The following is a 26,167-nucleotide window of genomic DNA, read 5'->3' as shown; positions in this document are numbered from 1 at the left end:
CACCTATCCCCTAAAGAATTTAGGGAACAAGTGGTTTAGGTGTTTTGATTGGTGTCCCGTTTTCGGGGGTCACTTCAGTACAAGAGTAAGTTTTTTCTCGTTATTTTATGATAGGTAAATGCATTATGATTTGTTGACCAATTGGTCCCATTCTTCTAAAACCTTTGTCTTGGAAGCCAACTTTTTCATATAAATTTTGTGCAGGAATATTTTTTTCATTCACAGCAAGTACAACTTCATTTTTCATCGGAAAATAACATTGTACAAACTCTTGTAATAGTGCCAGTGATTTTTTAGCGTATCCCTTCCTTTGTCTATTGTGATTTATAGAAAATGAAGTTAAAAGTAAAGCGTTCTCATTTTTTGTGAACTCCTGCACTCTATCTCCTGTTTGCAATGCAAAAAGACCAACAGGTACCCCATTGTAATCTAAAATAACAATCACATTTTTTGTACGATCATTTTTTGCTTTTTTCAATAATTCAACTGGGTCCGATGTAAATTGAACTTGTTCACTTGGTAAAGTAAATGTTTGTATAACTTCCTTAAATTCCTCTTTATACGGAACTAATTGAATTTCCCCTGTATGTATGTTCATGATAAACTCTCCCATTTTTTACTTATTAACTTAAACCTTGCTGCACTTTAGAATGTACTTTGCCATCTAAAAATGTAATTTCAACTAATGCAGTTGGATTGCTTCCCTTCCAAGCAAAGATTTGCTTAATTTGTGTAGAATGTTCCACCCCTTCTTCTATGAGTAAATCCCCCTCAAAACCAATTAAATCTTTCACTTCTTTATAAGTCATTCCTTCATTTATATTGGAGAAATGATTTATATTGATAGATTCTTTCTTTTGATTTTCCATCACAGTAGAAGAAGTCGCTGTTTGCTTTTTTACTTCTTTCTTCTGTTCACACGCTGTCATACTGAAACCTAAGCATAAACTACATAATATTAATGTGCTTTTTTTCATCATAACAGTTGTCCCTCCCATAATAATTAAACCATATATTCCCTTGAAAATAAACTGAATATTTAATATTATATCGAAAAACCCTGTACAATTTAGTACAGGGTTACGGTTAAATTTATTTATTTAAATGATTATTTGATTGGTCATTCTGTTCTTTTCTCAGTTCTTGTTCTTCATCTTTTGGTAATTGTTTATCATTATCTTTTATTGGATTCGTTTCTCGATTTTCAATCATGTCATTTGGAACTTGTGGCATTACTCGGCCAACAATTGCTGCTAACTCATCCAGTATACCTTCACCTGTTTTTCCTTTTTTAATTTGCTTTCCAATTTGTTTCAGTCTTTCATACGTATCAACATCTGCTACAACGACTGCATTAGCACCATCAGGATCGTTTTTTAAGCTTTCTGCAACAGAGTATTTTATGGACTCAACACGTGTTCGATCTAGTTTCGCTTTTACATCAATTCCTACAATAGCATATTTCCCAACTACTACCGCTGTCGCATCATTTACACCTGGCACACTTGCCGCTAAAGATGCTAAATGGTCCGCTGCTTTTTCATTTGGCTTATTTGACTTATTTGTATAATTAACATTTTTCATTGAAACATTTTTTTGCTCGGGCTTTTCGTTTGGATTATCCTTTTTTCCAATACTGCATCCAGTTATTAATAAACAAACCATCAATAGGTATATTAAAATCTTCATTATTCTCACCACTTTACCATTCAAGTTTAATCATAAATTTTTTCAACAGCTTGCATTTTCTTCACTTTTTCTTCTGCTCCGCTATTTGCATTAATGAAAATTTGGTACGTATCTTTCCCTAAAGTACCTACAAATTCATAGCAAAGTACTTCGTTATGCAAATCGTTTACTACCATTGCTTTTCGCTCTTCCATTACCTTTACATCAGGGTTTATTTTCTTTCTTGCTTCTGCTGCAGTTAGCTTTGCCGAAGGGATTGTTCGTTTTTGGTGTGATGCTAAATATTCTTTCGCCGAAAATCCGACGATAGAACCGTCATCTAAAGCAATTTTCATTTGAATTGCTTCTGGATAAATTCGTACGCCATTCTCATTTACTACATACGTAAATACACCAACATTATCATATTGTGAGCTATCATAAAGCTCCATATTATGAAACTTATGGTCCTTTAAAAATTTCAAACCTTTACTTCCCGCATCGTTTAAACTAATTTTCTGTTCTTTAATTTCTCGATTATTCATAACCCAAATTGGATATCCACCTTTCCCGGTAATATCCATATAAAACTCATTATTCGTTGCCTCATCTTTAATTTTCACACTATAGAAAGATTCTTTCGCACCTTTTCCGCTTTTCTCGACTTCTACCTTTTCATTTCCTTTTAAATTTAAAAACGATTTTGCAATTTTCGCCGCTTCATCTTTTGAAATTGCTTTTCCTCCTGCTTCAAATCCACCTTTTTTATTTTTTTGTGCACTTGTAAAGGTAGGTCCGAAGTTTGTAGAAGAATACGATGTTACATTTTTTTCTACTGTCTTTAATCCGTCAATAATTGTATTGTCTGCAGGATCACGATTTGATGCGAGTGCCATCTCGACATCCATCCAGCGTAAATTGTTTTTCAAAACAAGATGTTGCACTTTTCTTAGTTCATCTTGTATATTTCCTGCATTGGAATATAAAGTTTGCAACGTTTTGTATTCTTGATCATTTAACGGCTCTTTTTCTAAATCACGAATGGCTGCACGGTAACTAAAATCACCGATATTCGCTAAAAATTCTTCCGTTTTATTAAAAGGCATTAATGTTAAAGGAAGTTGTCCTACATCCGAACGAGCTTCCGATGTTAATCTCCATACATCTGCTAATGCAGGCGATAAAGATGCGCGCGAATTCATCGCAAGCGTTGTTCCAATTTTATCGTGCAATAAATCAACCTCATACGCTAAATCATGAAACGCACGTTGATAGCTATTTTCTGCCCGAATTAATACTGCATTCTTCTCTTGATGCTCTTTATAGCCCCAGTATCCTGTCCCGACTACACCAACTGTTAATAATACGATTATAATACCTCGTAACATAGTTCCACCTCCGCTCTATTTACAGAAAATATGTTTCCCGATCTTTTTAATTTGTGGACGAGTCCAAATCCATTTACTTGTTGCAGTATCTGGATTGAAATAATACAATGCGTTTCCTGTTGGATCCCATCCATTAATTGCATCTAATACAGCTTTCTTCGCTGTTTCATTTGGCGTTAAATATATTTGTCCGTCTGCTACCGCTGTAAATGCTCTTGGCTCAAAAATCACACCCGAAACAGTATTTGGAAATGATGCACTTGTAACACGATTTAAAATAACTGCAGCGACTGCAACTTGTCCTAAGTACGGCTCACCACGAGATTCTCCATATACTGCGTTTGCCATAAGCTGAATGTCATTTTGGGAATAACCATTTGGAACATTTGTCCCTTTATTTTGAGGTGGTTTATTTTCTTGTGCTGTACCACCACTATTTCCTTTATTCGTTGTCGTTCCTTTATTAGCAGTTGACTTATCATACTTCGTTGCCTTCACGAGCATTTGCTTCGTTTTAGCTCCGGCTAAACCATCAACAGGTAAACCGAATTTCTCTTGAAAATTTCGAAGTGCCCAGTATGTACCCCAGCCGAAAACACCATCCACTTTTCCTGTATAAAACCCGTTATATTTCAAACGAGATTGCAGTTCAATGACATCTTCGCCAGATGCTCCCCTTTGAATGACCTGATTAGAAAAGGCTTCTACATTTTTTAGTTGTATACTACTGACCATGAAAGACAGTCCTATGAACGCAAGCAAAACTGCTATTTTAAAAATAGCTTTTTGGCGCATAATTTTCCCTCCTTAATTACGGAAATGATTTCTTGGTTATGTTTTGTAAAAGCCTCGCTTTTATGTAAAGAAGACAAAAAAATCCAAACTAATATCGTTGAAAAAATATGTAAACAATATAAAGTGAGACTTTAATCAGTGGGGGTTTTGTTCATCCCCACTGATTATTAGTTGAACCAATCGAACTTTTATGAGCAGCCCGACCCCCACCTAATTTCTTTACTTTCGCTGAATTTTGAGATGGGGGGCTTACTGCCCATTAAAGTGGGATAAAAAAGGATAAAAGGAGTTCATCGTGAAGAAATTGTTAAAGCGTGTCGCATTCGTCCTTCTGTTCCTAATAACATGTTCAAATGTATATACAGGCTCATCAATTGTTCATGCTCAGCCACCTTATGCGAAATGGGGTAAACTTGCTGTAGAGAAAACGAAAGAACAATACCCAAAAGCGGAGATTATTGATTACCTTCATATAGGTAGAAAACCAAAAACCGTTCAAATAACAATTGAAAAATTTAAATTGTGGCTACGTGAGGATGGAAAAGAATATGGTGTTTTTGTTGATGTAGAGTTTGAAACGAAGACGGAGAAATTTATTAAAATGTCGTTTCAGAAAACGAGTAGATAAAGTGAAACTTTAATCAGTGGGGGTTTTCTTCATCCCCCACTGATTATTAGTTGAACCAATCGGGCTTTTACGGGCAGTTGAGATCCCCACCTAACTTCTTTGCTTTCGCTGAATTTTGAAGAGGGGGTCTTACTGCCCGTTAATGCGGGATAAAACGAAAAAAACCCGGCTGTTATGAATTTAAACAGCCGGGTTTCTTTCATTTCTAAAATTTCGATTCCCTAAAAATCTTACCAATATACAAATAGCACCAATTACAACTGCTATTCCTATACTGTATAAAAGTACTCTACCATATCCACTTATTCTCGGATCTAAAAACGGATAAGGATACCAATTCACGATTGGACCACGTATTAAGCTATATAGAACGTAAAAAAACGGGAATAAGAGCCAACTTGCGGCTTGTTTCCAAGTGATTTTCTTATTTGGTGGATTTAATATCCAATCTAAAATCATGGCAATTGGCATGATATAATGTAACACCGTATTTACCCATGGTATTGCGGTTTGAAGTGATTCTTCTAACCCTCTTAATAATAAAAAATAAATGAGTCCAGTCGTAAGTATGTATACAGCCGCTGCACCACGAAGTACACCAAACTGTTCTGATCGACCAAATGTAGCTGTTCCGATACTACTTAAAAGGAGAATACATGCAACTAAAATGTTACTTTCGATAGTGAAGAAACTGAAAAAATTAACTGGATTGAACGGTTTCACTTGTGCCCGTATTATAAATTGCGTAATGATTGCACTAAATGCTAGAAGGCTTAAACATAGTCTAAATAAAGATAATGTTTTTACATCCCCCATACAGTCCCTCCTCTTCTTATACAAACTTATAATTCTCCTGTACATGCTCAATAAATAACTTTAATGGAACGAGCCCACGTTTAGGCATATGACTACTAATTACAGCAACCACCTCTAACTGCGGAATGACAACGATGTATTGCCCGCCGTATCCCATAGCAAAGTACATACAATACGGTATGTGAAATCTTTCGTTATTCAATACCCACCAGTGATATCCATATGCCCCGACATGTTCATACGTTTCAAATAGAGGTGTACTTGATTCTTCTAACCATTTCGATGATAAAATTTCATTCCCCTGCCAATATCCATTCTGCAAACATAATATTCCGAGTTTTAATAAATCTTTAGATTTCATTTTCATACCGAAACCACCAACATATATTCCCTGGGAATCTTGTTGCCACTCATATTCTGTAATCTCTAACGGATTAAATAAGTACCTTTTCGCAAACTGCTCTGTCGGCATTCCAGTAGCTTTTTGGATAATGTAACTAAGTAAATGCGAAGAACCTGAGTTATAATTCATTTTTGTAGCCGGTTCTTCAATTATTGGTTTTTCTAATATGTACTGCACCCAGTTATCCGATTCTACAAAATCATTTGGGAAAACAACTCCATTCCCAAACTCCTTCCAATCTTCTCCTGTAGTCATCGTTAATAAATGATACAGAGTCAAATCCTGTTTTCCCTCAGGTACATTTTCAATCCACTCTGTAATAGGTGTATGTATATCATTTATATAGCCTTTATCAATTGCAATACCAATTAATAAAGATACTATACTTTTTGTAATCGAATTTATTTTATATAAGTTATTTGTACATTCGGGTGTTTTATAATACTCGGTTGTTAATTCTCCTTTTTGATAAACAAGAAATGTATTCACTTTTTTCTTTTCAAATTTATTTTCTAGCTGCTTGAAATTCAAAACTTTACCTCCGTTTAAAAAATCACTTCATTTATTTATATGTTGTAGCTTCTATTAAAACATAATTGAATTCAAATAAAAAAACAAACCTGTCAGTTTAGCTGACAGGTTTGTTTCTATAATTTCGTGCGAACATTCCAAAGCTCTGGGAAGAATCGTTGATTAAGTACTCGTTTTAAATAAGATACACCTGAAGAGCCACCTGTTCCCATTTTATGTCCGATAATTCGTTCTACCGTTTTCATATGACGGAAACGCCATTGTTGTAGCCAATCTTCAATATCGATTAATTTTTCAGCAAGTTGGTATAAGTTCCAATACTTTTTCACATCGGCATACACTTCAAGCCATGCCGCTTCTACCGTGGCATCTTCTTCATAAGGCTGCGTAATATCACGATTCAACACATCTTTATGAATAGGGAATCCTTCTTTTACAAGTGCTTGAATTGCGACATCATACAAACTTGGTGCATGTAGCGCCGTATGAAGTCGAGCGTGTAATTCTGGATCTTTTTCATAAATTTTTAATGCATGCGGCGTTTTATAACCAAGCGCATACTCAATCATACGATATTGATACGATTGAAAACCTGAAGCTTGACCGAGCGAGTCACGAAACTCAATGTACTCGGATGGTGTTAATGTCGCAAGAATATCCCAAGATTGAATAATTTGCGACTGAATTTTTGATACACGCGCTAACATTTTAAAAGCTGGTTGTAATTTATCTTGTTTAATAGATTCAATTGCTGCATGTAATTCATGTAAAATAAGCTTCATCCAAAGTTCACTTGCTTGGTGAATAACGATGAACAACATTTCATCATGGTGATCTGATAATCTCTTTTGAGAAGATAGTAAACTATCTAATTGTAAATATTCCCCGTACGTCATATTCTCTTTAAAGTCCGTATGAATCCCTTTTTCCATAATTACCTTTTCATTTTCTTTCATATTAGCCAAACGCCCCTTTTATATATTTCTACTTATATTGGTCTAATAACTGCTCGAACTGGACTTCCATCTGCATCTGTTAAGGCAAGTGGTAATGCAATCAATTCATAATCGCCGTCTGCTACGTGATCTAGTACGACATTTTCTAAAATGTGTATGCCATGTTTAAACAATTGATGATGCGCTTCTAATTCTTTATCATCTAATGGATCAACTGACGGTACATCCACCCCGATTAAACGTATACCTTTCTCTGAAAGAAACGGTGCTATATCTGCATGTAAATGCGGGATTACATCTGGGAATTCATTCACTTTACCATGTGAAGATGTGCGTAATAACAACCGTTCTACTCCTTCTAAATGAAAGTTTTCTAATTCTTTTTTTCCGATGCTTTCAAGATTAGAAACGTCAATGATTCGTACTGGGCCGACATAAACTTGAATATCTAAATCTATTACTTTCTTTCCTTCATTATCAAAATGAAACGGTGCATCAATATGAGTACCTGTATGAATACTCATCGTTAATTTTCCAACATTTACTGAGCCACTCTCTTCTTTCGGCCATGATACTTCATACGAGAACGGTGTGTCCCCTGGCCAAGTAGCAATATCATTATTTAGCGGTTGTGAAATATCAATCCACTCTGATGTTTTCATGCTTATGCCACAACCTCTCTCTTATTTTCAAACTGTTTATATTCTTCATCTTTCATGATTTTCTTTAATATTTGTACAGATTTCCACACTTCTTCGTATGTGTTATATAAAGCGACTGGCGCAAGTCTTACTCCATTAGGTGCACGGAAATCAGGGATAACTCCATTTGCTTTTAACGCTTTACATATGCGTGCTGCTTCTGCATGCTCTAAATAAATATGCCCGCCTCGTTTTTCATCCTCTAATGGATTTCCAATTGTAAATTCAAAATCACTTAATTCATGAGCAATTATATTAAGCATGTAACTTGTAATATGTAAAGATTTTTCACGTAAACGTTCTATACCAGCCTCTTTAAAAATTTCAAGAGAACCGATTAACGGCGCTGTACTTAATACGTGAGGGGTACCAATTTGATATGCACCTGCATGATCAGCAGCTGTTAATGTATGTTCCATATCAAACTGCTTATCTTTTCTAGAGCTGAACCATCCAGACAATCCTGGAAGTCTATTACAATGCTTTTTATTTACATAAAGACCAGCAACACCACCAGGTCCTGCATTTAAGTATTTATAATTACACCAAATAGCGAAATCAACATCCCATTCTTTGAAATGATGCGGAATAGAACCAATCGAATGACATAAATCAAATCCGATATGAATACCACGCTTATGTGCTTCCGCTGTTAAACGTTTCATATCAAGAACTTGGCCACTTCTATATAGTACAGAAGGTAATAAAATTAACGCGATATCATCTGTCATTGCATGAATAATATCATCTTCAGAAAGTGTTCTACCATCTCGGCTCTTCACTCGTACTAAATGCTCATCTGGATCTAATCCTTTTAAACGAATTTGACTTTGAAGTGCATATATATCGGACGGGAATGTCAACTCATCCGCAAGAATTTTTGTGCGAATTCCTTTCGGCTCATAGAAAGTTGCGATTACTTGATGAATATTCGTTGTCGTGGAACCGGTTACAATAGTTTCTTCTGGTAAAGCTCCAATAAGAGGCGCAGTCAATTCACCTAATTTCTCCGAAAGGAAAAACCACGGATGCTCACCCTCGGTCCAGCCGTCAATACCGTACTCTTTCCATGAATCTAGCAAAGTAAGTAATGATTTTTCTGCTCTTTTTGAAAGTAGCCCTAATGAGTTTCCATCTAAATATATTGTTCCTTCTTTTTTATAAAATTCAGTTTGAAAATCTTTCAGTTCATCATGTTTATCACATTCAAGCGCATACTCATAAGTTGGTTGAAATGGTTCTGTATACATGGTGTCACCTTCTCTTAATTTTCTTTTTATTCTAACTAATTGAAATATATCACCTTAGTTGATATAACGTCAATGATATTATGTCAGTTGACTTTATATATGAATTTCTTTTACAATACAGTTATATTTTCAGATATTTCAGTATAAAGAGGTGATTCTTTGAAAAACACTACTCTTTCATCAAGAAAACACCGCTCCTTAGAAACTAAAAAGAAACTTTTACATTCCGGATACATTGTTTTTATTAATAACGGATTTCAGAAAACAACCATTACGCAAATTATTAAACATGCAGAAACTGGTTATGGAACGGCATATGTATACTTCAAAAACAAAGATGATCTCCTCACCGTTTTAATGGAAGATGTTATGAATCAATTTTATGATATTGCTGAGCGCTCTTTTTCTCCTCAAACAAAAGAAGAAGCACGTAATATGATTCAAAACCAAGTGAGGGCATTCCTCCAACTAGCAGAGAAAGAACGAGCTATTTTACAAGTTGTAGAAGAAGCAATCGGGCTATCAAAAGAGATACGTCAAAAATGGGATGAGATTCGAGAACGATTTATAAACAGCATTACGCAAGATATTACATACTCTCAAGAAAATGGGTTAGCGCATCCTGAATTAAATAAAGAAACTGTAGCACGTGCTTGGTTCGCAATGAATGAGATGTTTCTTTGGACGATTGTGAAAAATGATAAAAAATTAGAGTTAGAAGAGATAGTACATACATTGACGGAAATGTATACAACGGGGTTATATAAATAGCACACCTTCAATAAATAAGGTGTGTTATTTTACATCTATAAAAATATTTTATCTGGGTATGGTAGTGCTAAAGGAGGCTTTTCAGATAATGAGAAATATTGTAGTTTTAAAGATTCACCATCTATTGATTTCAGTTTTCCACTAGTAATTTCACATTCAAACACAACAACAATATATTCTACTTGATCGCCATTCGGATATGTATGGCGATACTCTTCTCCTCCAAACACCCCTTTTTGTTTTTTTACTTGCACTTTCAATCCTGTTTCTTCCCACACTTCACGAACTACTGCTTCTTCTGGAGTTTCTCCAGGCTCAATTGCTCCAGCTGGCAAACTCCAGTATTCCCCGCCAGGATATTGAAATAAAATATCTTCTTGCTCATTTTTTATAACCGCAGCTACACTCGGCATAAAAATTAGTTCATGGCCTAATTTCTCCCGGATTTTTTATAATATAGCGACATAGACATATAATTCTCTCCCACTCCATTAATAAATACCTGTATTTTCTGATATCTATTGTATAATAATACCAAAAACGATTTCTATATAGAAAGGATCAGAAAATGTCTCAAGAAAAACTAGTAAATAAATTTCTATCATTTTTAGGTACTACAAATCAACCTACTAGCTTAAAGTTTTTAAATGAGCTTATTAAAGCTCATCAAGAAAAAATAAAGTGGGAAACTCTTACTAAAATAATTGACTGGGAAAAAGGTAATGAAACAGGTAATTATTTCCCTTCCATTGATACATACATAAACCGTATTACTACAAAAGGTCTGGGGGGTACTTGTTGGACGCACTCAATTGGATTTCATTGGTTATTATCAAACCTTGGTTTTGACGTTCATTATTTGTATATGAATCCCGGACATTTATGCTTACGCGTTAACTTAGAGCAGCCTTACTATGTTGATGTTGGTTACTGTGCACCTTTATTCCAAGCTTATCCACTTTATGAATCATTTCAAGTAAGTAATGTAAGGGAAACTTTTACTTATGAAGTCTCAAATAATAAGATTGAAATTACTAGAAATCCAGGTCCAGCAAAAATCTTACATACAGAGCCAATAGATTTATCAAGTATGAAAGAACTCATTACAAAGTCTAACGATTGGCATACATCTCCTGTATTAAAGAAAATTCAGATTTTCGGTTATATCGATGGTATTCCAACTTCTATTAATGATAATGTTTTAAAACAATATTTCCAAGATAAGAAAAGAGAACAAAGCCTTACATCTTCTGAACTTAATTATTGGATAACAGAAAGATTTTGTATTGATAAAGAAATATATGAAAGAGCTATTGAGGTTTTCAATAAAAAATCTTTAAACAGTAAAAGCGTTACTCCTGAGATTGAGTAACGCTTTTACCTTCATACATATCTTTAATATTAATTTTCTTTATGATAAGCAGCTTCTACACATTCTGCTAGCCGCTCAATTTGTTCCATAGTTAAACCTCGTGAAATCCAGCCTGTTAACTTATACATAATTTTATAGTAAAAATTACTAGGTTCATATTCTGAAATTAATGTAAGTGCTGTACCCTCCTCATCTTCTTCTAACATATAAGTCATTGCTGAATAACCTTGCTTCATTTCACTGCCAAGTGAAATAATATGAGGTGCATCGTATTCAAGGATTTCTACTTCAGCCTCGAATATTTTCTTACCGACTTTTTGAACAGTAATATATTTATCTCCTTCACGTGGATTCTCTTTATCCATATTTGAAGGATAGCGATTTTCTATTATAAACGTATTCCATTCTTTTATTTTTTCATCTTCTATTATGTAGTCACATACAACATCCATTGGTGCTTTTATTACTATTTCTATTGCAAAACTCATTATACTGCCCCTCTCAAATACCCTATCCATTTCTATTTTAACTAAATCATTATGCCATATTTTATATAGTGAAATACAAGTAGAATTTTAATTTTTTATTAATTTAAAAACTTATTCATACAAAATATTTTATTAAAGATACAACAATTAAAAACAAAGCCACGAGTAATAAAGCGATCCCTATACTTCTATTTTCTTTTTCGTTATTTTTTAAATTTTGCACCCCTAAGCTAACTAACATAAAACCTAAAAGCGTTTGTAAAATTAGCATACTCATTTCCGAAGTATCATTCCAACTATAAATGGAATACCCCATTATAATAATTGCAAGTAAAACCGTTACGATCCTATTCATACGAAAATCCCTCCCATTTAAAAAGAAACCGCTAAGTTTCCTTAGCGGTTTTATTATCAATTTATATTTATAAAAATTGCTTTTCATGAATTTGATATAAGTCAAAAGGATTTTCTGGTCAATATAACTACGTATGTTAGTACACCTTTTCTTTATTCAGTCTACTTACAATTCCAACTATAAATTTATAATCAATCCTCCTCTTCTTAACCTTTTTAAACCCTTCTTTCGTATCAAAAATTAAACACGTTTTCCGAAACCACATTCGTACGTACAGTGACTCAAAATAAATAGGTTTTATAATTCCTCTTTCCTCAAATTCAGTTCCATCTTTATTTTCGGTTTCTGTTCGAACGAACCACCTATTTCCAATACCAATTTCAATATACTTCACATAAGTCCCCCTTTCGGAAATTTATTTCTAACTATTTTATTATTTCCCCGGTAAGCGCATATTCCGACAGAACATGAGCCCACAAAGAAAAAGTAGATTACAAAAATCTACTTTATAGCTTATATTTTTGCATTCGTTTATAAAATGTACTTCGAGGTACATCTAAAAGTTTTGCAGCTAACGAAACATTTCCGTTCGTCTTTTCTAGCGCTTCAATCATGCTGTCACGCTGTATTCTTTCGCGGAAATTTAATGTGTTCTCTATTTTATTTTCTGCTTGCAATGCAAGTTGATGTTGATTTCCCATCATTGTTTGTAATAAAAAAGAGATTTGTTTTTCGCATATTTCCTGTCCTTGCGATAAAATGTAAATGCGTTCTAATACATTTAATAATTCTCGAATATTTCCGGGCCATGTATGCTGATAAAATTGATTACAAATACTTTTTGGAAATACAACATTCCAATTCTTTTGTTCACAAAAATGTTTTATGAAGTATGGAATATCCTCTTTTCTTTCTATTAACGTTGGAACATAAAGCGGATAAACATGTAACCGATAATATAAATCTTGACGAAATTTCCCTTCTTCTACTAATCGCAATAAATCTTTATGTGTCGCAGTAATAATACGAATATTTACCGGTACCTCTTTTGAACTGCCAATTGGGGTTACTGTTCGTTCTTGTAAAACATGCAATAATGCGACTTGCATCTCTGGAGGCACTTCACCAATTTCATCTAAAAATATTGTTCCTCCATCTGCTTGTTCGAATTTCCCTTTATATCCTTGGCGCCGTGCACCTGTAAACGCTCCTTCAGCATAACCAAACAATTCACTTTCCATTAATTCTTTCGGTAATGAACCGCAGTTAACAGCTATAAATGGACCATCTTTTCTTGGACTATTTTCATGAATCGCTCTCGCTACATATTCTTTCCCTACACCTGTTTCACCACAAACATATACACTTGCGTCAGTTGGTGATACAAGCTTAATTTCTTCTAATGTATGTTGAAATGCACTACTTGTCCCAATCACTCCAGGAAAAGTGATGCCATTTATAAATGGGGACGTTGAAAATGATTTTACTTGTTTATTTTCCTTTACATAGATACATTTCCCAATCATTCTATTATTACTGTATACTGGAACTTCTAATTTAGTTTTCAATCCATAGTGCATTAAATCTGCAAGTTTCATTCGTGACCAATTACATACTCGTTCCCGAACCCTCTTGCTCGCAGAAACGATAACATCGCGATGATTACAAATTACTACTTGTTCATTACTGTCAATTACATCTAAAAAACGATGGATTAACTGCAGTTCATTTTGATGTACTCGAATACTACATTCACGTTCAATCGCATGTGCAATCGAAGTTACCATACCGAGCATATATGGATGCGAAAACTCAATCGGACAAGAGAAATCTAGAACGCCTATTAATTTCCCATCATCATTATGAATAGGAGCGGCCGCACAGCTCCAGCTATGAGATGCGACAGAATAATGCTCTGTACCACTTATCATAATAGCCTCTTCAATTTCTAACGCTGTTCCTATCGCATTTGTACCAACAGCCGCTTCCGTCCATTTCACACCTTCAACGAAATTAATATGTTTCGCTCGTTGCAACGTTTGTTTATTTCCACTTAACGATAGAACGTAACCGTCTGGATCGATTAATAATGCCATCATTTGCAGTTCATCAATGGTTTTTCTCATATTTTGTATTTGAGGTATTGCTATATCTAGGAAGATTTCACTCTTTTTCTTTTGGTCTTGAAAAATATTAGAAGACAAAATTTTCCGACCTTTATTCATATGAGGATTCACATTTGCTTGTTTACATCGATACCATGACTCTGAAATTCTTTCGTTTATACGGTTCGAATCAAGGACACCTTCATCAACAAACTTTTTCCATGTATGTAAGTAAAACGGTGAAGCTAGCATTATATCATCTCCCTATTCATTATTTTGGAGATTTGTAAAAACATACTTTTATTATAAAACTGAATAAAAGCGTTTTCAACAAAACTAGAAAGACGACACAAATATGTTAATAATTTGAATATCTTAATGCACTTCTTTATTCTTTTTTAGTAGCACTATATTTTGTATAATGGAAGCAAAGAAAATACATAACCAAAACCACTTTTGTGGATTTCCATTTATAAAGAAAACAATCACGGCTATTGCAAAGAAAATTGTGGATGCTACACTAAAATATAATTTTGTTTTCATTCCCATTATCCCTCACATCTCTATCACTTTACAGTACACACTAACTCTTCATTTTTCATCTCTACTATGTACTCCTGAAAAACATATTTTTTCCCGCCATGTTTTTCATACCATTCATGTATCCTTCTAATATGCTTCTCGTCATTTCTAATCTTTGATTCTATTTCTTTATATTGTTCATAACTATCATATTCCCATATTGCAAACACTTCAGTCGTACCATTCTTATTATCTTTCATCCAGCGTCCTATTAGCCTGGAACCATGCTTTAACTGATTTGGTAAGTTTGTTTTATTAAAATGCTCATTAAATATTTCTATAAATTCATTCTTTACTATATAGTACTTTCTTCTATAAAACATACATTTCCACCTCTTTTATAAACACCTCAAATACACCTTCCCATTACAACCGTATTATAATACTTTTCATCTGACAGTCTTTTATCATTTTTCAAAATTCCTTCTACTTCAAAACCTAATTTTCTATAAAGTTGAATGGCTTTTTCGTTTGTCTCTAATACTTGTAATGATATCTTTTTAATCTCATTTTCATCAGCCCAATGAATAGATTGTTGCAATAGACTCTTACCTATTCCATATCCCCAAAACTCTTTTAAAATACAAACGCCAAATTCTACTTTATGAGATAATCTCTTCAAATTTGACCCTTCGCATCTTGAAAACCCAACGATTCGGTTGTGCACTTCTGCAACTAAAAACAAATTCTTTGTCTCGCCACTATCTGCTTTTATTATTTTTTGAAAACCTATCTTATCTATAAATCCCTCTCCAGCTTCTCTATCCATGTTTTCAGTTTCCCCATCGATTTGAACTCTAATTTCCGATAACTGTTCCGCATCTGTTTCAGTTGCCGAACGAATTGTATAAACTAATCCATTTATGTGGAATTTTTGTCCTTTTATAATCATTTCAAGCTCCTTTTAAAAGTAGTCTATTGATGCTATTACAATTTTTTTACCTTGTTTCTCAAATTGTTGAATCGTTTCTTTACTAGCCTCTGAATCTGTTATTATAAGGTCAATTTCAATCAGTGATTCTCCTTTTATAAAGTAGTCTATTCCAAGTTTATCGTGAGGAGCTAAACAAATATTTCGTCTAGCAATCTTATTTACTGTTTTACTAAAATAAGCAACTTCAGGCGTTGCAGTACTTATACCATTCAATGAAATACCACCACCTGTAGAGAAATACAGATCAATAGAGAATCTACTTATCAATTCTGAGGCAAGTGTATCTGTCATATTTCCTGATGGTTTCACCTTTCCACCAATTAAGTACGTATCAATGTTCTTATATTCCCGTAACGTACTAGCAATTTCTATAGAATTTGTAACAACTGTAAATGATGTTTCAGGTAAATATTTTAACATGACATAATGAATAGAAGTCCCACCAATAAAAACAGAATCTCCTTCTTGTATATAAGAAGCTGCGATTTTTGCAATTGCGTCTTCATATACAGAACCATTACTATAACGTTCAAATCGCTCAGCAGCTAAATTCCTTACTCGAGCAAGTTCAATTGCACCTCCGTGCGTTCTTTTTAATAAGCCATCCTTCTCCATAATAGACAAATCTCTTCTTATTGAATCAATAGACATATCAAAACTTTCCGCAAGATCTTTAGCAATTACCCTTCCATTTTTCTTAAGTAACTCCAAAATTTTCTCTCTACGCTCTTCAGTAAACATGTTCTCACCACCATCATTGAATATTCGTAAAATTTATCCATCTTTTAATTATATGCATGTTTTTTCTGTTTTACAATATTTTCAATACTTCTTTATTCAGCTCTATACAGGTTTTCTCCCTTTTTCTATCCCATTAAATTAACAACTAAATAAATGCATATTTGCATGTTTCACAATTATACTTCCATTCATCCTTCTATTAATGTAAAATTATTCCTATGTCTCACTTTTTAACACAGAAAGGAATTATTATGAAATCTATAATGAAAGTAACTTGTACAGCATTATTATTTACAGGACTAATGGCAGGATGTAATGGGAATACTGCACCAAAACAAGAAAAGAGCGCTCTTGAAAAGAATGCAATGCATTATGGGGAAATAGTTAAAAATGAATACTATAGAGCAACTGTTGAAAATGCTAAATTCGAAAAAATAGACAAAGAATGGCGTATTACTACTCGTGTTATGATTAATAATGTTCGAGATGATGGACAAACTATTGATCTTTCGGAAATAAAATATTTCATACAAGATGAAAAAACTGGTCAGAAATATGAAGGTGAAGCTCATCCGATATATGACGAGCACTATAAAAATGTTCCACACGAATTCTCTTTAACTACTGACGTTGTATTTGAACTGAAAACTTCACCAAAAGATTTAAATAATATGTATCTATACATAGATAGCAAAGCCGCGCCGTTAACAGATACATATTGGAAAATTGATAATTTAGCAACTAAATAAAAAACAGTCAAATACGACTGTTTTTTTGTTTGTAAAGTCATCAAGTTTACTAGTAATCTATCTCCAGCAATACATCTTTTGCACAAATCGTTACTTCTTCAGCTTCCCTCCTAAAACATTTTAACATCCAACAAAAGCGATATATCTATTTATTATATCATTCTAATACCTATTTTTTCTAAAGAAAAAATGCAAAACTGTAAATATTCCACCTTTTACTTCTAAAACCTCAGAATATTTACGATAGTTGATAATTAGAATACATTTTACTAGTACAAAAATCTAAACAAAAAGGGATGGTTATATGTTAAAGAAATTAGTAGCAGGTACATTAGTAGTGGGATTTGCATTAACTGGAGGACTAGGAGTAGCAAGTGCTGAAGAAAAAGGTAACACAATTAAGTCTTTTGATTATTTAAAAGTGGATGAACAGAATGTTAATTCTCTTACAAAATTAAGTGATCAAGATAAGAAAGACATCCAAATTACTATGGTATTACCAGGGCAAAATGAAAATGGAGATTGGCTAGCTTATGGTTTTACTAGCCGCGAAACATTAGATACTTATATTGAAAAGGATAAAAAAGTACTTAAAAATAAAATCAATCCTTTAGGTAGCGGTGCTGGTAGTACTGATTTTTATGAACATAAAGATCAAGGTGGCCAATATATTTACTGGAGCAGCGGTTTTAAAAACTTACCTTCTAGCTGGAATGACAGAATTTCTTCTGTAAGTACAGCATCGCCTTCAGCAAGTTATTCAACGACACTTTGGGAGCATACTTCTACACAAGGATATGGAAAAGGTGTTATATTTAAACACGCTGATTGGTACGGTAAAACTGCTAATTTAGCTGCTGATTGGAGCGATATTACTTCAGCGATTGAAGTAAAAAAATAATAGGATATTCAATTTCTTCTGTAAAAATTCAAACCACTATTCTCTCATACATTTAGAGAATAGTGGTTTATTACACTTCCATTTAAGCGTGTACAGCATGTCCTACCGCTTGCAATAGCGCTTCATGAATCGCTTCAGATAAAGTTGGGTGTGCTGCAATATAATCTCTCATAATATCAGCAGTAACTTCTGTATGAATCATTACAGTTCCTTGTCCAATTAGTTCGGTTGCACGTGGACCAATAATAGAAATCCCTACAATTTCTTGATATTTAGGTTCCACAATGACTTTTACTTTACCCGTTTGTTCTCCAATAATAAGCGCTTTTCCATTTGCTGAAAAAGGAAACTCTCCGATAAGAATATCACCATATTGCTCTCTTGCTAATTTTTCACTTAAACCGACACTAGCAATTTCTGGAGCTGTATAAATACAGCGAGGTACAGCATGATAGTTTACTTTTACATCTTCTCCACTCGCATGTAATGCTGCTGTCGTTCCTTCATGGAAAGCAACGTGAGCAAGCTGGATTCCACCAATCACATCACCCGCTGCGTAAATATGTGATACATTGGTTTGCATATGTTCATTCACAGAAATTCCTTTATTTGAATATTGAATGCCTGCTTTTTCTAAATCTAATTGTTGTACACGTGGTTTTCGGCCGACAGAAACGAGAACAAATTCTGGATTAACTACTTGGGTACTTCCTTCATATTCAAATGAAGCTTGCTTTTTATAATTATTTAATCCTTTTAAAGCTGCTCCTGTAAATATTTCTACGCCATCATTTTCTAGTTTCCCTCTTAAAATGTGTGCGATATCTTCATCTTCACCAGGTAATAATTGCGGTGCCATTTCAACAATCGTAACTTTTGTTCCAAGACGACTATAAATACTTGCAAACTCGCATCCTATTACACCACCACCAACAATTAATAATGATTTCGGTATATTTTCTAGGGACATTGCATGGCTACTATTTAAAATCCATTTCCCATCAAATGTAGCAGAAGGTAATTCAGTCGGTTCTGAACCTGCTGCAATAATGAATTGTTCTCCATCTACTACAATTTCTTTACCACCGTGTGTAACTCTCACACGATGATCCGTTTCAAATCTTGCTTTACCTTGTATAACTTTTATTTTATTTTTCTTCATTAAATATTGAATTCCTTGGACGAGCTGTGTTACAACTTGTGATTTCCTCGCCTGCATTTGCTTCCAATCAACTGAAATACTTCCTTCGTTAAGCATAACTCCATAATGATTCGCTTTTCTCACAATGTCATGCACTTCTGCACTTTCTAACAATGATTTTGTAGGCATGCACCCAACATTTAAACAAGTCCCGCCAAGATCAGCTTCATCAATAAGAGTGACTTCTTTTCCACTTTGAGCCGCGGTAATTGCTGCTACATAGCCAGCAGGTCCGCCACCAATAACGACTAGTTTACTCATTCTCTCACCTTCTCTTTATAAAAGAATTGTTACAGGTTCTTCTAAATAACGTTTAATTGTGCGTAAAAATGCAGCTGCTGGTGCACCATCTAATACACGATGATCGAATGTTAAACTTAAAGGTAACATACTGCCTTTTTTTATTTTCTTCCCTTTATATACTGGAACATGTTCAATTGCACCTACACCTAAAATACCAGTTTCAGGTGTATTTAATACTGGCGTAAAATATTCAATACCGAAGCTACCTAAATTACTAATTGTAAAGGTTGTCCCTTGCATATCATCACTACTTAAACTACCTTCTCTTGCTTTTTGTGCAACATTTTTAATTTGTTTAGATAACTCTACTAAAGATAGATGATTAGCAAAGCGAATAGCTGGAACGACTAATCCTTTTTCTAATGCGACTGCCATGCCTAAATGAACATGTTCAAATTGATGAATTGTATCATCCATATAAGCGCTGTTCATTTCTTTATGCTCTCCAAGCGCTAATACAACAGCACGAGAAACGAAATCCGTAATAGTTAGTTTGTTATCGTATCGTTTTTGTACAACTGCCGCTATTTCTTTATGTAAAGCAGCTAAATCTGTAACATCTACTTTCATCGTTAATGTTAATTGCGCACTATTTTGTAAACTTGCATGCATACGGTTTGCGATTGCTTTCCGCATACCAGTAACAGGAATTGCTTTACTTTCTTCTTGTTCAAGTACTTCTGGAATTGTTACTCTTTCTTCAATCGCTTTTAATACGTCTACTTTTGTAATCCTTCCGCCAGGGCCTGTACCAACTAATGCTTTGATATCTAGATTTTCAGACTTTGCAATTTTCTTCGCTACAGGTGAAATTTTGATTCTTTGCTTCGCCACTTCTTTCGCATATGGTTCTGGATGTTGGACCTTTTTAGGCTCTAGATTAGGTGCTTTTTCTTCTACAACATTTATACTTTCATTGATTTCTACTTTTTCGTTCAGCTTACCGATATAGCAAATGACAGTGCCAGGTGGAACTCCCTCATCTTCACTTACAGCTATATCAAGAACAGTTCCATCTGCTGGTGCTTCTATTTCAGTTTCGATTTTTTCCGAATTAATACTAGCAATTAGTTCACCTTTTGATACATGATCGCCTGCTTTAATATTCCAGCTCGTAATAATACCTTCTTTCATCGCCATACCTAACTTCGGCATTACAACTTCTACAGCCATGCTTCTCTCTCCCTTCTCATCGTTTTATTACACATGTAATAAAGATTGGTCTCCGATCATTTCTGATACAGTTTCAATTACTTTTTCCGGCGTTGGTAAATATAACTTTTCAAGTGGTGGCGAGAACGGAACTGGTGTATGTGGTGCTGTAATTCGTTTAATAGGTGCATCTAACAAATCGAATCCTTTATCCGCTACAATTGCCGCAATATCCGTTGCGATACTACATCTTGGATTTGCTTCATCAATAACAATAAGGCGATTTGTTTTTTCAACTGATGCTAAAATCGTATCTTCATCCAGTGGTGATAAAGAACGTGGATCAATTACTTCTACTTCAAGTCCTTTTTTCGATAATTGCTCAGCGGCTGCAAGTGCTGTATGAACTTGTTTTCCAATGGCGACGATTGTTACATCAGAACCTTCACGTTTTATATCTGCTTTACCTAATGGAATTGTATAATACCCTTCCGGCACTTCACCTTTCATATTGTAAAGTGTTTTATCTTCAAAGAAGATTACTGGGTCATCATCTTCAATTGCCGCTAATAATAAGCCTTTTGCGTCATATGGAGTAGAAGGAACGACAACTTTTATACCTGGAATGCTCGTAAATAACGCATACAAACTTTGTGAATGTTGTGCAGCTGCGCTAAAACCTGCACCATGCATCGTACGTACCGTAACTGGCACTTTCGCTTTACCACCGAACATATAACGGAATTTTGCACCTTGGTTTAATACTTGATCAAGACAACTACCGATAAAATCATTAAACATTAATTCAGCAATCGGACGTAGTCCTGTTGCAGCAGCAGCCATTGCTGCTCCCATGTAACCCGCTTCTGAAATTGGTGTATCTAAAATACGATTTCGGCCAAATTCTTGTACAAGGCCTTTCGTAACACCAAGAACACCGCCCCATGCTTCATCATCTTGCAAGTGATCAACTTGTGCACCACCTGCAACGTCTTCTCCTATTAAAATTACGTTTTCATCACGACGCATTGAGATTTTCATCGCTTCATTAATTGCAGTTGACATACTTACTGTTCTAGTCATTATTTTTCACCCTCCTCTTATTTGTAAGAAACGTATACATCTTTTAATAACTCTTCATCCTCTGGATATGGACTATTTTCACTAAATTCAATTGATTTTTGAACCGCTTCATCTACTGCCTTTTCCATATCTACAAGCTCAGATTCAGTTAATAAAGCTTCATGAATTAAATGCTTACGGAAATTCACAATCGCATCTTTTTCATTTAAATGTTCTTCTTTTTCTTCTGAATTTTTATACGTTTGTGCTTCACCTTCGAAATGACCGTAATTACGATATGTCATACATTCAATTATTGTTGGACCACCGCCATTACGAGCACGTTCTACTGCTTCTTCCGCTGCTTTATACACCGCAAGCAAGTTCTTTCCATCCACTTGAACACTTGAACACCTGGAATGTTATAAGCTTTCGCTCGATCTGCAATGGAATCACAACTTGAAGCATATTCAAATGTTGTCGCTTCACCATAACCGTTATTTTCTGCGATAAAAATAACTGGTAATTTCCAAATCGCCGCTAAATTAACCCCTTCGTGAAATGTTCCTTCATTATTTGCTCCGTCACCGAAGAAACAAACACTTACGTCTTTCGTTCCTTTATATTTAGCTGTTAATGCTGAGCCGCAAGCAAGCGGGAAACCACCACCTACAATGCCATTTGCACCAAGCATTCCTTTATCTAAATCAGCAATGTGCATGGAGCCGCCTTTACCTTTACATAACCCTGTCGCTTTCCCAAAAAGTTCAGCCATCATACCGTTTAAATCACAACCTTTTGCGATACAGTGTCCATGTCCTCTATGCGTACTTGTAATACTGTCACGATCCGTTAAGTGGGCACATACACCAACTGCTACCGCTTCTTCACCTGCGTATAAATGGACGAAACCTGGCAGCACGCCTTGAGCGAACAATTCATGTACCTTATCTTCAAACTTACGAATCTCTAACATTTTTTCATACATCCAACGAGCTTGTTCTTTCGTAATTTCATTCCCTTTACTTTCAGTTGTTTTTAACATGTCCAGCCCTCCTATTTTCTTGTTCATCTTTTATATTGCAAGTACTGTGCCAAATTCTAATCCTTGATTTAATAGGGTTTCTCTTTTCTTTCAAAATAAAAAAGTGGACAAAATGAGACATCTGTCTCGTTTTGTCCACTTTTGTTCACCTAATTTGAGAATCATTATTTTATTCATGATCAAAACTCTTCTGTAACTTCTGAATGTAAATAATTTGACCAATATGATAAGCATTATGAGTTGTGACATTTGCTAGCACTTCCCACCACTTTGCACATACTGGGAATCCAACTACATCACTTTCTACCTTTTCTTTATTTATTAGCTTTTGCCATAGTAACAGTTTCTCCAGTAGTTTTTCTCTTAATTCATCGAAAGATTGATTATCTGAAAGCATAAAACTTTTGTTATTATCACCAATAGCGGGCACAGCATTCACATTTGATTCTTTATACCTCGTTTGCCACGTTGAGTTCCAATACAGTAAATGTTGTACAATTTCAGCTATACTATTACTCTCTTCATTCGGTTTCCAGAAAGCTTCTCTCTCAGATAGATCTTTCACTGCATCTGAAAACGGAATATACCAACTAGGATCGTTCGCATTCGCTAATAACTGATCTGCTAATACATCTTTCACATGGGCCATTTCTCTTCCCTCATTTCATTATCATATTAATATACACTACTTTATATACGCTGATTTCCTATAATCCCCTTTTTTACATACAAATTGGTTTCATAATGAATGTAAGAATAATAGATTTTCTTACTATAACTCGTTATGATAAAAGAAAAAGAAAGCGAGCGACCAATGAATAAAAAAATCGCGGTTATTACAGGAGCTTCAAGTGGATTCGGACTATTAACTACACTCGAACTCGCAAAAAAAGATTATTTAGTTATCGCAACAATGAGAAACCTTGAAAAACAAGGAAACTTATTATCTCAAGCTACTCAACTCAACTTACTGCAAAACATAAAAATTCAACAATTAGATGTAACCGATCAAAACTCTTTACATAACTTTCAATTATTTTTAAAAGAAATAAACAAAGTGAACCTCCTCATTAATAATGCAGGATATGCCAATGGGGGCTTTGTAGAAGAAACTCCAGTAGAGGAATACCGTAAACAATTTGAAACGAACCTATTTGGAGCTATTTCAATTACTCAGCTTGTTTTACCTTATATGAGAGAACAACAAAGCGGAAAAATTATTAATATAAGCAGCATTAGTGGTCAAGTTGCATTCCCTGGTCTATCTCCTTACGTTTCTTCAAAATATGCATTAGAAGGATGGAGTGAATCCCTTCGTTTAGAAGTAAAACCTTTTGGAATAGATGTTGCTTTAATAGAACCAGGTTCTTATAACACAAATATTTGGGAAGTTGGTAAACAACTAGCTACAAACCAATCTGATACATCTTCTCCTTACAAAGAATATATGGATAAAATACAAAAACATATTAATAGCGGCAGTGATACATTTGGCAATCCGATAGATGTTGCTAATAAAATTGTAGAAATTGCTGAATCTAAGCGTACGAATTTACGATATCCGATTGGAAAAGGTGTAAAATTTATGATCTTTGCAAAGAAAATTCTTCCTTGGAGATTGTGGGAATATCTTGTTTTGAGAAGCTTTAAGAAAATGTAATTACCTTTATTGAAAAACATTTTGAAAGAGGTGCTAATTAAATGTTAGGTTTACCATATGGAAAAGTGTTTTTAGCTCCGTGGACTGAAGAATGGGAATTTGAGTTTATGAAAGAGAAACAATTCATTGAGAAACAAATTGGCGAACATATTTTAGCGATACACCATATTGGTAGTACTGCTATTCCACAATTAAGTGCAAAGCCAATTATTGATATTGCAATCGAATTAGAAGATTATAACGATGGCTTAAACTGTATTAACAAGTTAGAACTGCTAAACTATAAATATAGAAAAGATGTACTGCCTGAACGATATTATTTTAATAAAGGTGAGCCAAGAACTCATCAAATTCATATGTATGAACAAGGGAATTCATATTTAATAGAACAATTACAATTTCGAGATTACTTAATAGACAATAAAACCGCTCGTATACAGTATGAACAGTTGAAGATTCAACTTTCACAAGCTAATCCTAATGATAAACATCAATATGCTGAGGATAAAACAAATTTTATTACATCGATATTAGCTAAAATACATGCTTAAATTCAATAAGAAACCATTTAGTAGTAAATGGTTTCTTATTTATTAGTTATCTCATTATTTGTACCATCAATAATAAAATCTGCAAATTCATGTGGCTTATGACTTTCTACATACATATCTTCAGCAACCATCCAATTGTTTTCCCACATATCACGCGCAGCTTCTCCATCTCTAGCAATTCCTCTTTTTATACGTGTTTCACGAGGACAATTCACCCATATTTTTAAATCATACATTCCCGCTAGCTCCTGACGTGTTGCATATACACCTTCAATAATTACAATACCACCGGCAGGAACAATATGGGATCCAACTAAAGAATCCTTTTCCCAATCATAACGCTTATAACGCCCTTCTAGTCCATTACTAATCGGATTTAAAACTTCTTTTAAAAGGCGTTTCCAGTCAAAATCTGCACCAATTGATTTATTCGTAGGATTATCATTTACAATCTTTGCAGATGGTAAATAAAAATCATCCATATGAACAATCGTTACAGTTGAAAAATTACTTTTTATTTTATTTGCTAACGTACTTTTACCTGCACCGCCACAGCCATCAATACCTATTATTAGTAGTGATTGTTCTGTACATTTTTCTTCAGCCCATTTTAAAATTAAGTCTAAATCCAAACTAACCCATCCCCTTATATCTCTTACATTCCGTTATTAAAGTTTTACGTTGCAGGTGGAACGAAATAAAATAGTATCGAGAGCATCAATATAAAAGAAACCATTCCCGTTATCGAAAGTATATATTCTTTTGATTTTCTATCATATTTCCATTCCATCCATGCTCTTAAAGTCCATGATATCCCTAAATAAGTGAACATGACATAAGCCATTTTAGCGTTTTCAAATTTAAACATATAATAACAACTACTTATTACATAAATAATAATAAGTCCTATTTCTAATTTTACATGTAAACTATTCACATGCTTATATCCAAAGAAGCCTCTTTTCTCAATATTTAATTTTCTTCTTAAAAACTGTTCTATAAAGTAACCACCTATGCCAAGTCCAATAATAATAAGCAAAATTGTAGAAATACCCATTG

The 26,167-nt window shown here is 34.2% G+C and carries 30 protein-coding genes and 2 pseudogenes; 7 read left to right on the top strand and 25 right to left on the bottom strand.

The features are described 5' to 3' along the window. Positions 1–100 precede the first annotated feature (100 nt). The 5 genes from PDQ68_RS09515 to sleB all read right to left on the bottom strand — a co-directional run bounded on the left by PDQ68_RS09515 (position 101) and on the right by sleB (position 3,851). Positions 101–598, bottom strand: coding sequence for a GNAT family N-acetyltransferase (locus PDQ68_RS09515; protein WP_016717654.1), 498 nt, complete (start codon positions 596–598; stop codon positions 101–103). Between the two features lie 25 nt (positions 599–623). Beyond that, a complete protein-coding gene (locus PDQ68_RS09510) occupies positions 624–980 on the bottom strand; it encodes a lipoprotein (protein WP_000976539.1) in 357 nt (118 codons plus the stop codon). Positions 981–1,092: 112 nt separating this feature from the next. Next, complete coding sequence (locus PDQ68_RS09505; protein ID WP_000697993.1) at positions 1,093–1,689, bottom strand: YhcN/YlaJ family sporulation lipoprotein; 597 nt, start codon at positions 1,687–1,689, stop codon at positions 1,093–1,095. 26 nt (positions 1,690–1,715) lie between these two features. Next, on the bottom strand, positions 1,716–3,056 hold the full coding sequence (ypeB, locus tag PDQ68_RS09500; protein WP_000943716.1) for a germination protein YpeB: 1,341 nt from the start codon (positions 3,054–3,056) through the stop codon (positions 1,716–1,718). A 15-nt stretch (positions 3,057–3,071) separates the two neighbouring features. Next, positions 3,072–3,851: a spore cortex-lytic enzyme gene (gene sleB, locus PDQ68_RS09495; RefSeq protein ID WP_001249040.1), complete on the bottom strand. Its 780-nt coding sequence runs from the start codon at positions 3,849–3,851 to the stop codon at positions 3,072–3,074. Positions 3,852–4,146: 295 nt separating this feature from the next. Here sleB and PDQ68_RS09490 point away from each other — a divergent pair, with 295 nt between their 5' ends. Continuing rightward, a complete protein-coding gene (locus tag PDQ68_RS09490) occupies positions 4,147–4,479 on the top strand; it encodes a DUF3889 domain-containing protein (RefSeq protein ID WP_016717655.1) in 333 nt (110 codons plus the stop codon). Between the two features lie 180 nt (positions 4,480–4,659). Here the strand turns inward: PDQ68_RS09490 and PDQ68_RS09485 are convergent, their stop codons facing one another. From PDQ68_RS09485 to kynU, 5 genes are all read right to left on the bottom strand, one after another. After that, positions 4,660–5,295 (bottom strand): Pr6Pr family membrane protein, encoded by a 636-nt coding sequence (locus tag PDQ68_RS09485; protein ID WP_016717656.1) that lies wholly within the window; start codon positions 5,293–5,295, stop codon positions 4,660–4,662. Positions 5,296–5,311: 16 nt separating this feature from the next. After that, positions 5,312–6,229, bottom strand: coding sequence for a serine hydrolase domain-containing protein (locus PDQ68_RS09480; protein WP_061182493.1), 918 nt, complete (start codon positions 6,227–6,229; stop codon positions 5,312–5,314). A 116-nt stretch (positions 6,230–6,345) separates the two neighbouring features. Continuing rightward, on the bottom strand, positions 6,346–7,185 hold the full coding sequence (kynA, locus tag PDQ68_RS09475; protein WP_016717657.1) for a tryptophan 2,3-dioxygenase: 840 nt from the start codon (positions 7,183–7,185) through the stop codon (positions 6,346–6,348). Positions 7,186–7,217: 32 nt separating this feature from the next. Next, a complete protein-coding gene (gene kynB, locus PDQ68_RS09470; protein ID WP_061182492.1) occupies positions 7,218–7,847 on the bottom strand; it encodes an arylformamidase in 630 nt (209 codons plus the stop codon). A gap of 2 nt (positions 7,848–7,849) precedes the next feature. Further along, positions 7,850–9,136: a kynureninase gene (gene kynU / locus PDQ68_RS09465; RefSeq protein WP_061182491.1), complete on the bottom strand. Its 1,287-nt coding sequence runs from the start codon at positions 9,134–9,136 to the stop codon at positions 7,850–7,852. A gap of 159 nt (positions 9,137–9,295) precedes the next feature. Here kynU and PDQ68_RS09460 point away from each other — a divergent pair, with 159 nt between their 5' ends. Next, the gene (locus PDQ68_RS09460) at positions 9,296–9,907 is read left to right on the top strand and encodes a TetR/AcrR family transcriptional regulator (protein ID WP_016717658.1); all 612 of its coding nucleotides are present in this window, start codon (positions 9,296–9,298) and stop codon (positions 9,905–9,907) included. A 35-nt stretch (positions 9,908–9,942) separates the two neighbouring features. Here PDQ68_RS09460 and PDQ68_RS09455 read toward each other — a convergent pair. Continuing rightward, positions 9,943–10,379: pseudogene (locus PDQ68_RS09455) on the bottom strand (NUDIX hydrolase). Positions 10,380–10,475: 96 nt separating this feature from the next. Between PDQ68_RS09455 and PDQ68_RS09450 the strand changes: the two are divergent. After that, positions 10,476–11,279, top strand: coding sequence for an arylamine N-acetyltransferase (locus PDQ68_RS09450; protein ID WP_016717659.1), 804 nt, complete (start codon positions 10,476–10,478; stop codon positions 11,277–11,279). A gap of 29 nt (positions 11,280–11,308) precedes the next feature. On the opposite strand, the gene PDQ68_RS09445 is transcribed toward PDQ68_RS09450, so the two are convergent. The 7 genes from PDQ68_RS09445 to PDQ68_RS09415 all read right to left on the bottom strand — a co-directional run bounded on the left by PDQ68_RS09445 (position 11,309) and on the right by PDQ68_RS09415 (position 16,484). After that, entirely contained in the window at positions 11,309–11,767 is a 459-nt protein-coding gene (locus tag PDQ68_RS09445; protein ID WP_016717660.1) for an SRPBCC family protein, read from the bottom strand. Between the two features lie 115 nt (positions 11,768–11,882). After that, the gene (locus PDQ68_RS09440) at positions 11,883–12,122 is read right to left on the bottom strand and encodes a DUF3953 domain-containing protein (protein ID WP_001080079.1); all 240 of its coding nucleotides are present in this window, start codon (positions 12,120–12,122) and stop codon (positions 11,883–11,885) included. Positions 12,123–12,258: 136 nt separating this feature from the next. After that, positions 12,259–12,516, bottom strand: coding sequence for a DUF3977 family protein (locus PDQ68_RS09435; RefSeq protein ID WP_000873848.1), 258 nt, complete (start codon positions 12,514–12,516; stop codon positions 12,259–12,261). A 112-nt stretch (positions 12,517–12,628) separates the two neighbouring features. Beyond that, entirely contained in the window at positions 12,629–14,479 is a 1,851-nt protein-coding gene (locus PDQ68_RS09430; protein WP_061182596.1) for a sigma-54-dependent Fis family transcriptional regulator, read from the bottom strand. Positions 14,480–14,793: 314 nt separating this feature from the next. Then, complete coding sequence (locus PDQ68_RS09425; protein ID WP_061182598.1) at positions 14,794–15,132, bottom strand: NIPSNAP family protein; 339 nt, start codon at positions 15,130–15,132, stop codon at positions 14,794–14,796. 26 nt (positions 15,133–15,158) lie between these two features. Beyond that, complete coding sequence (locus tag PDQ68_RS09420; RefSeq protein WP_000584356.1) at positions 15,159–15,701, bottom strand: GNAT family N-acetyltransferase; 543 nt, start codon at positions 15,699–15,701, stop codon at positions 15,159–15,161. A gap of 12 nt (positions 15,702–15,713) precedes the next feature. Continuing rightward, the gene (locus PDQ68_RS09415; RefSeq protein ID WP_016717663.1) at positions 15,714–16,484 is read right to left on the bottom strand and encodes a DeoR/GlpR family DNA-binding transcription regulator; all 771 of its coding nucleotides are present in this window, start codon (positions 16,482–16,484) and stop codon (positions 15,714–15,716) included. Between the two features lie 251 nt (positions 16,485–16,735). Here PDQ68_RS09415 and PDQ68_RS09410 point away from each other — a divergent pair, with 251 nt between their 5' ends. Both PDQ68_RS09410 and PDQ68_RS09405 read left to right on the top strand, forming a co-directional pair. Beyond that, entirely contained in the window at positions 16,736–17,233 is a 498-nt protein-coding gene (locus PDQ68_RS09410; protein ID WP_062821642.1) for a hypothetical protein, read from the top strand. 304 nt (positions 17,234–17,537) lie between these two features. Continuing rightward, positions 17,538–18,134, top strand: coding sequence for a hypothetical protein (locus PDQ68_RS09405; protein ID WP_270786662.1), 597 nt, complete (start codon positions 17,538–17,540; stop codon positions 18,132–18,134). 82 nt (positions 18,135–18,216) lie between these two features. Here PDQ68_RS09405 and lpdA read toward each other — a convergent pair whose 3' ends face one another. From lpdA to PDQ68_RS09380, 5 genes and pseudogenes are all read right to left on the bottom strand, one after another. Continuing rightward, a complete protein-coding gene (lpdA, locus tag PDQ68_RS09400) occupies positions 18,217–19,596 on the bottom strand; it encodes a dihydrolipoyl dehydrogenase (RefSeq protein WP_061182601.1) in 1,380 nt (459 codons plus the stop codon). Positions 19,597–19,611: 15 nt separating this feature from the next. Then, on the bottom strand, positions 19,612–20,811 hold the full coding sequence (locus PDQ68_RS09395; protein WP_016717666.1) for a dihydrolipoamide acetyltransferase family protein: 1,200 nt from the start codon (positions 20,809–20,811) through the stop codon (positions 19,612–19,614). Positions 20,812–20,838: 27 nt separating this feature from the next. Further along, positions 20,839–21,873 (bottom strand): acetoin:2,6-dichlorophenolindophenol oxidoreductase subunit beta, encoded by a 1,035-nt coding sequence (gene acoB / locus PDQ68_RS09390; RefSeq protein ID WP_000198893.1) that lies wholly within the window; start codon positions 21,871–21,873, stop codon positions 20,839–20,841. Positions 21,874–21,890: 17 nt separating this feature from the next. Next, positions 21,891–22,897 (bottom strand): annotated as a pseudogene (gene acoA / locus PDQ68_RS09385) (acetoin:2,6-dichlorophenolindophenol oxidoreductase subunit alpha). A gap of 169 nt (positions 22,898–23,066) precedes the next feature. After that, on the bottom strand, positions 23,067–23,546 hold the full coding sequence (locus PDQ68_RS09380; RefSeq protein WP_016717669.1) for a DinB family protein: 480 nt from the start codon (positions 23,544–23,546) through the stop codon (positions 23,067–23,069). A 165-nt stretch (positions 23,547–23,711) separates the two neighbouring features. On the opposite strand from PDQ68_RS09380, the gene PDQ68_RS09375 reads away from it, so the two are divergent. Both PDQ68_RS09375 and PDQ68_RS09370 read left to right on the top strand, forming a co-directional pair. Beyond that, complete coding sequence (locus PDQ68_RS09375; RefSeq protein WP_029141131.1) at positions 23,712–24,557, top strand: oxidoreductase; 846 nt, start codon at positions 23,712–23,714, stop codon at positions 24,555–24,557. A 41-nt stretch (positions 24,558–24,598) separates the two neighbouring features. After that, a complete protein-coding gene (locus PDQ68_RS09370) occupies positions 24,599–25,108 on the top strand; it encodes a GrpB family protein (RefSeq protein WP_016717671.1) in 510 nt (169 codons plus the stop codon). Between the two features lie 35 nt (positions 25,109–25,143). Here PDQ68_RS09370 and PDQ68_RS09365 read toward each other — a convergent pair whose 3' ends face one another. Together PDQ68_RS09365 and PDQ68_RS09360 are read right to left on the bottom strand one after the other, a co-directional pair. Next, positions 25,144–25,740: a uridine kinase family protein gene (locus PDQ68_RS09365; RefSeq protein ID WP_016717672.1), complete on the bottom strand. Its 597-nt coding sequence runs from the start codon at positions 25,738–25,740 to the stop codon at positions 25,144–25,146. A gap of 44 nt (positions 25,741–25,784) precedes the next feature. Next, positions 25,785–26,165, bottom strand: coding sequence for a DUF4181 domain-containing protein (locus PDQ68_RS09360; RefSeq protein WP_016717673.1), 381 nt, complete (start codon positions 26,163–26,165; stop codon positions 25,785–25,787). Positions 26,166–26,167 lie beyond the last annotated feature (2 nt).

This window comes from Bacillus cereus group sp. Bc010, from assembly GCF_027716745.1.
GTDB lineage: Bacteria > Bacillota > Bacilli > Bacillales > Bacillaceae_G > Bacillus_A > Bacillus_A pacificus.
This window is presented reverse-complemented; position numbering and strand designations above follow the sequence as displayed.

Bases quoted from the DNA above. Each gene is read 5' to 3' on its own strand.
- PDQ68_RS09410 (WP_062821642.1), top strand. From the start codon at position 16,736: ATGAAATCTATAATGAAAGTAACTTGTACAGCATTATTATTTACAGGA.
- PDQ68_RS09360 (WP_016717673.1), bottom strand. From the start codon at position 26,165: ATGGGTATTTCTACAATTTTGCTTATTATTATTGGACTTGGCATAGGT.
- PDQ68_RS09430 (WP_061182596.1), bottom strand. From the start codon at position 14,479: ATGCTAGCTTCACCGTTTTACTTACATACATGGAAAAAGTTTGTTGAT.
- acoB (WP_000198893.1), bottom strand. From the start codon at position 21,873: ATGACTAGAACAGTAAGTATGTCAACTGCAATTAATGAAGCGATGAAA.
- PDQ68_RS09370 (WP_016717671.1), top strand. From the start codon at position 24,599: ATGTTAGGTTTACCATATGGAAAAGTGTTTTTAGCTCCGTGGACTGAA.
- PDQ68_RS09440 (WP_001080079.1), bottom strand. From the start codon at position 12,122: ATGAATAGGATCGTAACGGTTTTACTTGCAATTATTATAATGGGGTAT.
- PDQ68_RS09405 (WP_270786662.1), top strand. From the start codon at position 17,538: ATGTTAAAGAAATTAGTAGCAGGTACATTAGTAGTGGGATTTGCATTA.
- kynU (WP_061182491.1), bottom strand. From the start codon at position 9,136: ATGTATACAGAACCATTTCAACCAACTTATGAGTATGCGCTTGAATGT.
- ypeB (WP_000943716.1), bottom strand. From the start codon at position 3,056: ATGTTACGAGGTATTATAATCGTATTATTAACAGTTGGTGTAGTCGGG.
- PDQ68_RS09515 (WP_016717654.1), bottom strand. From the start codon at position 598: ATGAACATACATACAGGGGAAATTCAATTAGTTCCGTATAAAGAGGAA.
- kynA (WP_016717657.1), bottom strand. From the start codon at position 7,185: ATGAAAGAAAATGAAAAGGTAATTATGGAAAAAGGGATTCATACGGAC.
- sleB (WP_001249040.1), bottom strand. From the start codon at position 3,851: ATGCGCCAAAAAGCTATTTTTAAAATAGCAGTTTTGCTTGCGTTCATA.
- PDQ68_RS09425 (WP_061182598.1), bottom strand. From the start codon at position 15,132: ATGTTTTATAGAAGAAAGTACTATATAGTAAAGAATGAATTTATAGAA.
- PDQ68_RS09375 (WP_029141131.1), top strand. From the start codon at position 23,712: ATGAATAAAAAAATCGCGGTTATTACAGGAGCTTCAAGTGGATTCGGA.
- PDQ68_RS09450 (WP_016717659.1), top strand. From the start codon at position 10,476: ATGTCTCAAGAAAAACTAGTAAATAAATTTCTATCATTTTTAGGTACT.
- PDQ68_RS09380 (WP_016717669.1), bottom strand. From the start codon at position 23,546: ATGGCCCATGTGAAAGATGTATTAGCAGATCAGTTATTAGCGAATGCG.
- kynB (WP_061182492.1), bottom strand. From the start codon at position 7,847: ATGAAAACATCAGAGTGGATTGATATTTCACAACCGCTAAATAATGAT.
- PDQ68_RS09485 (WP_016717656.1), bottom strand. From the start codon at position 5,295: ATGGGGGATGTAAAAACATTATCTTTATTTAGACTATGTTTAAGCCTT.
- PDQ68_RS09415 (WP_016717663.1), bottom strand. From the start codon at position 16,484: ATGTTTACTGAAGAGCGTAGAGAGAAAATTTTGGAGTTACTTAAGAAA.
- PDQ68_RS09505 (WP_000697993.1), bottom strand. From the start codon at position 1,689: ATGAAGATTTTAATATACCTATTGATGGTTTGTTTATTAATAACTGGA.
- lpdA (WP_061182601.1), bottom strand. From the start codon at position 19,596: ATGAGTAAACTAGTCGTTATTGGTGGCGGACCTGCTGGCTATGTAGCA.
- PDQ68_RS09420 (WP_000584356.1), bottom strand. From the start codon at position 15,701: ATGATTATAAAAGGACAAAAATTCCACATAAATGGATTAGTTTATACA.
- PDQ68_RS09395 (WP_016717666.1), bottom strand. From the start codon at position 20,811: ATGGCTGTAGAAGTTGTAATGCCGAAGTTAGGTATGGCGATGAAAGAA.
- PDQ68_RS09445 (WP_016717660.1), bottom strand. From the start codon at position 11,767: ATGAGTTTTGCAATAGAAATAGTAATAAAAGCACCAATGGATGTTGTA.
- PDQ68_RS09510 (WP_000976539.1), bottom strand. From the start codon at position 980: ATGATGAAAAAAAGCACATTAATATTATGTAGTTTATGCTTAGGTTTC.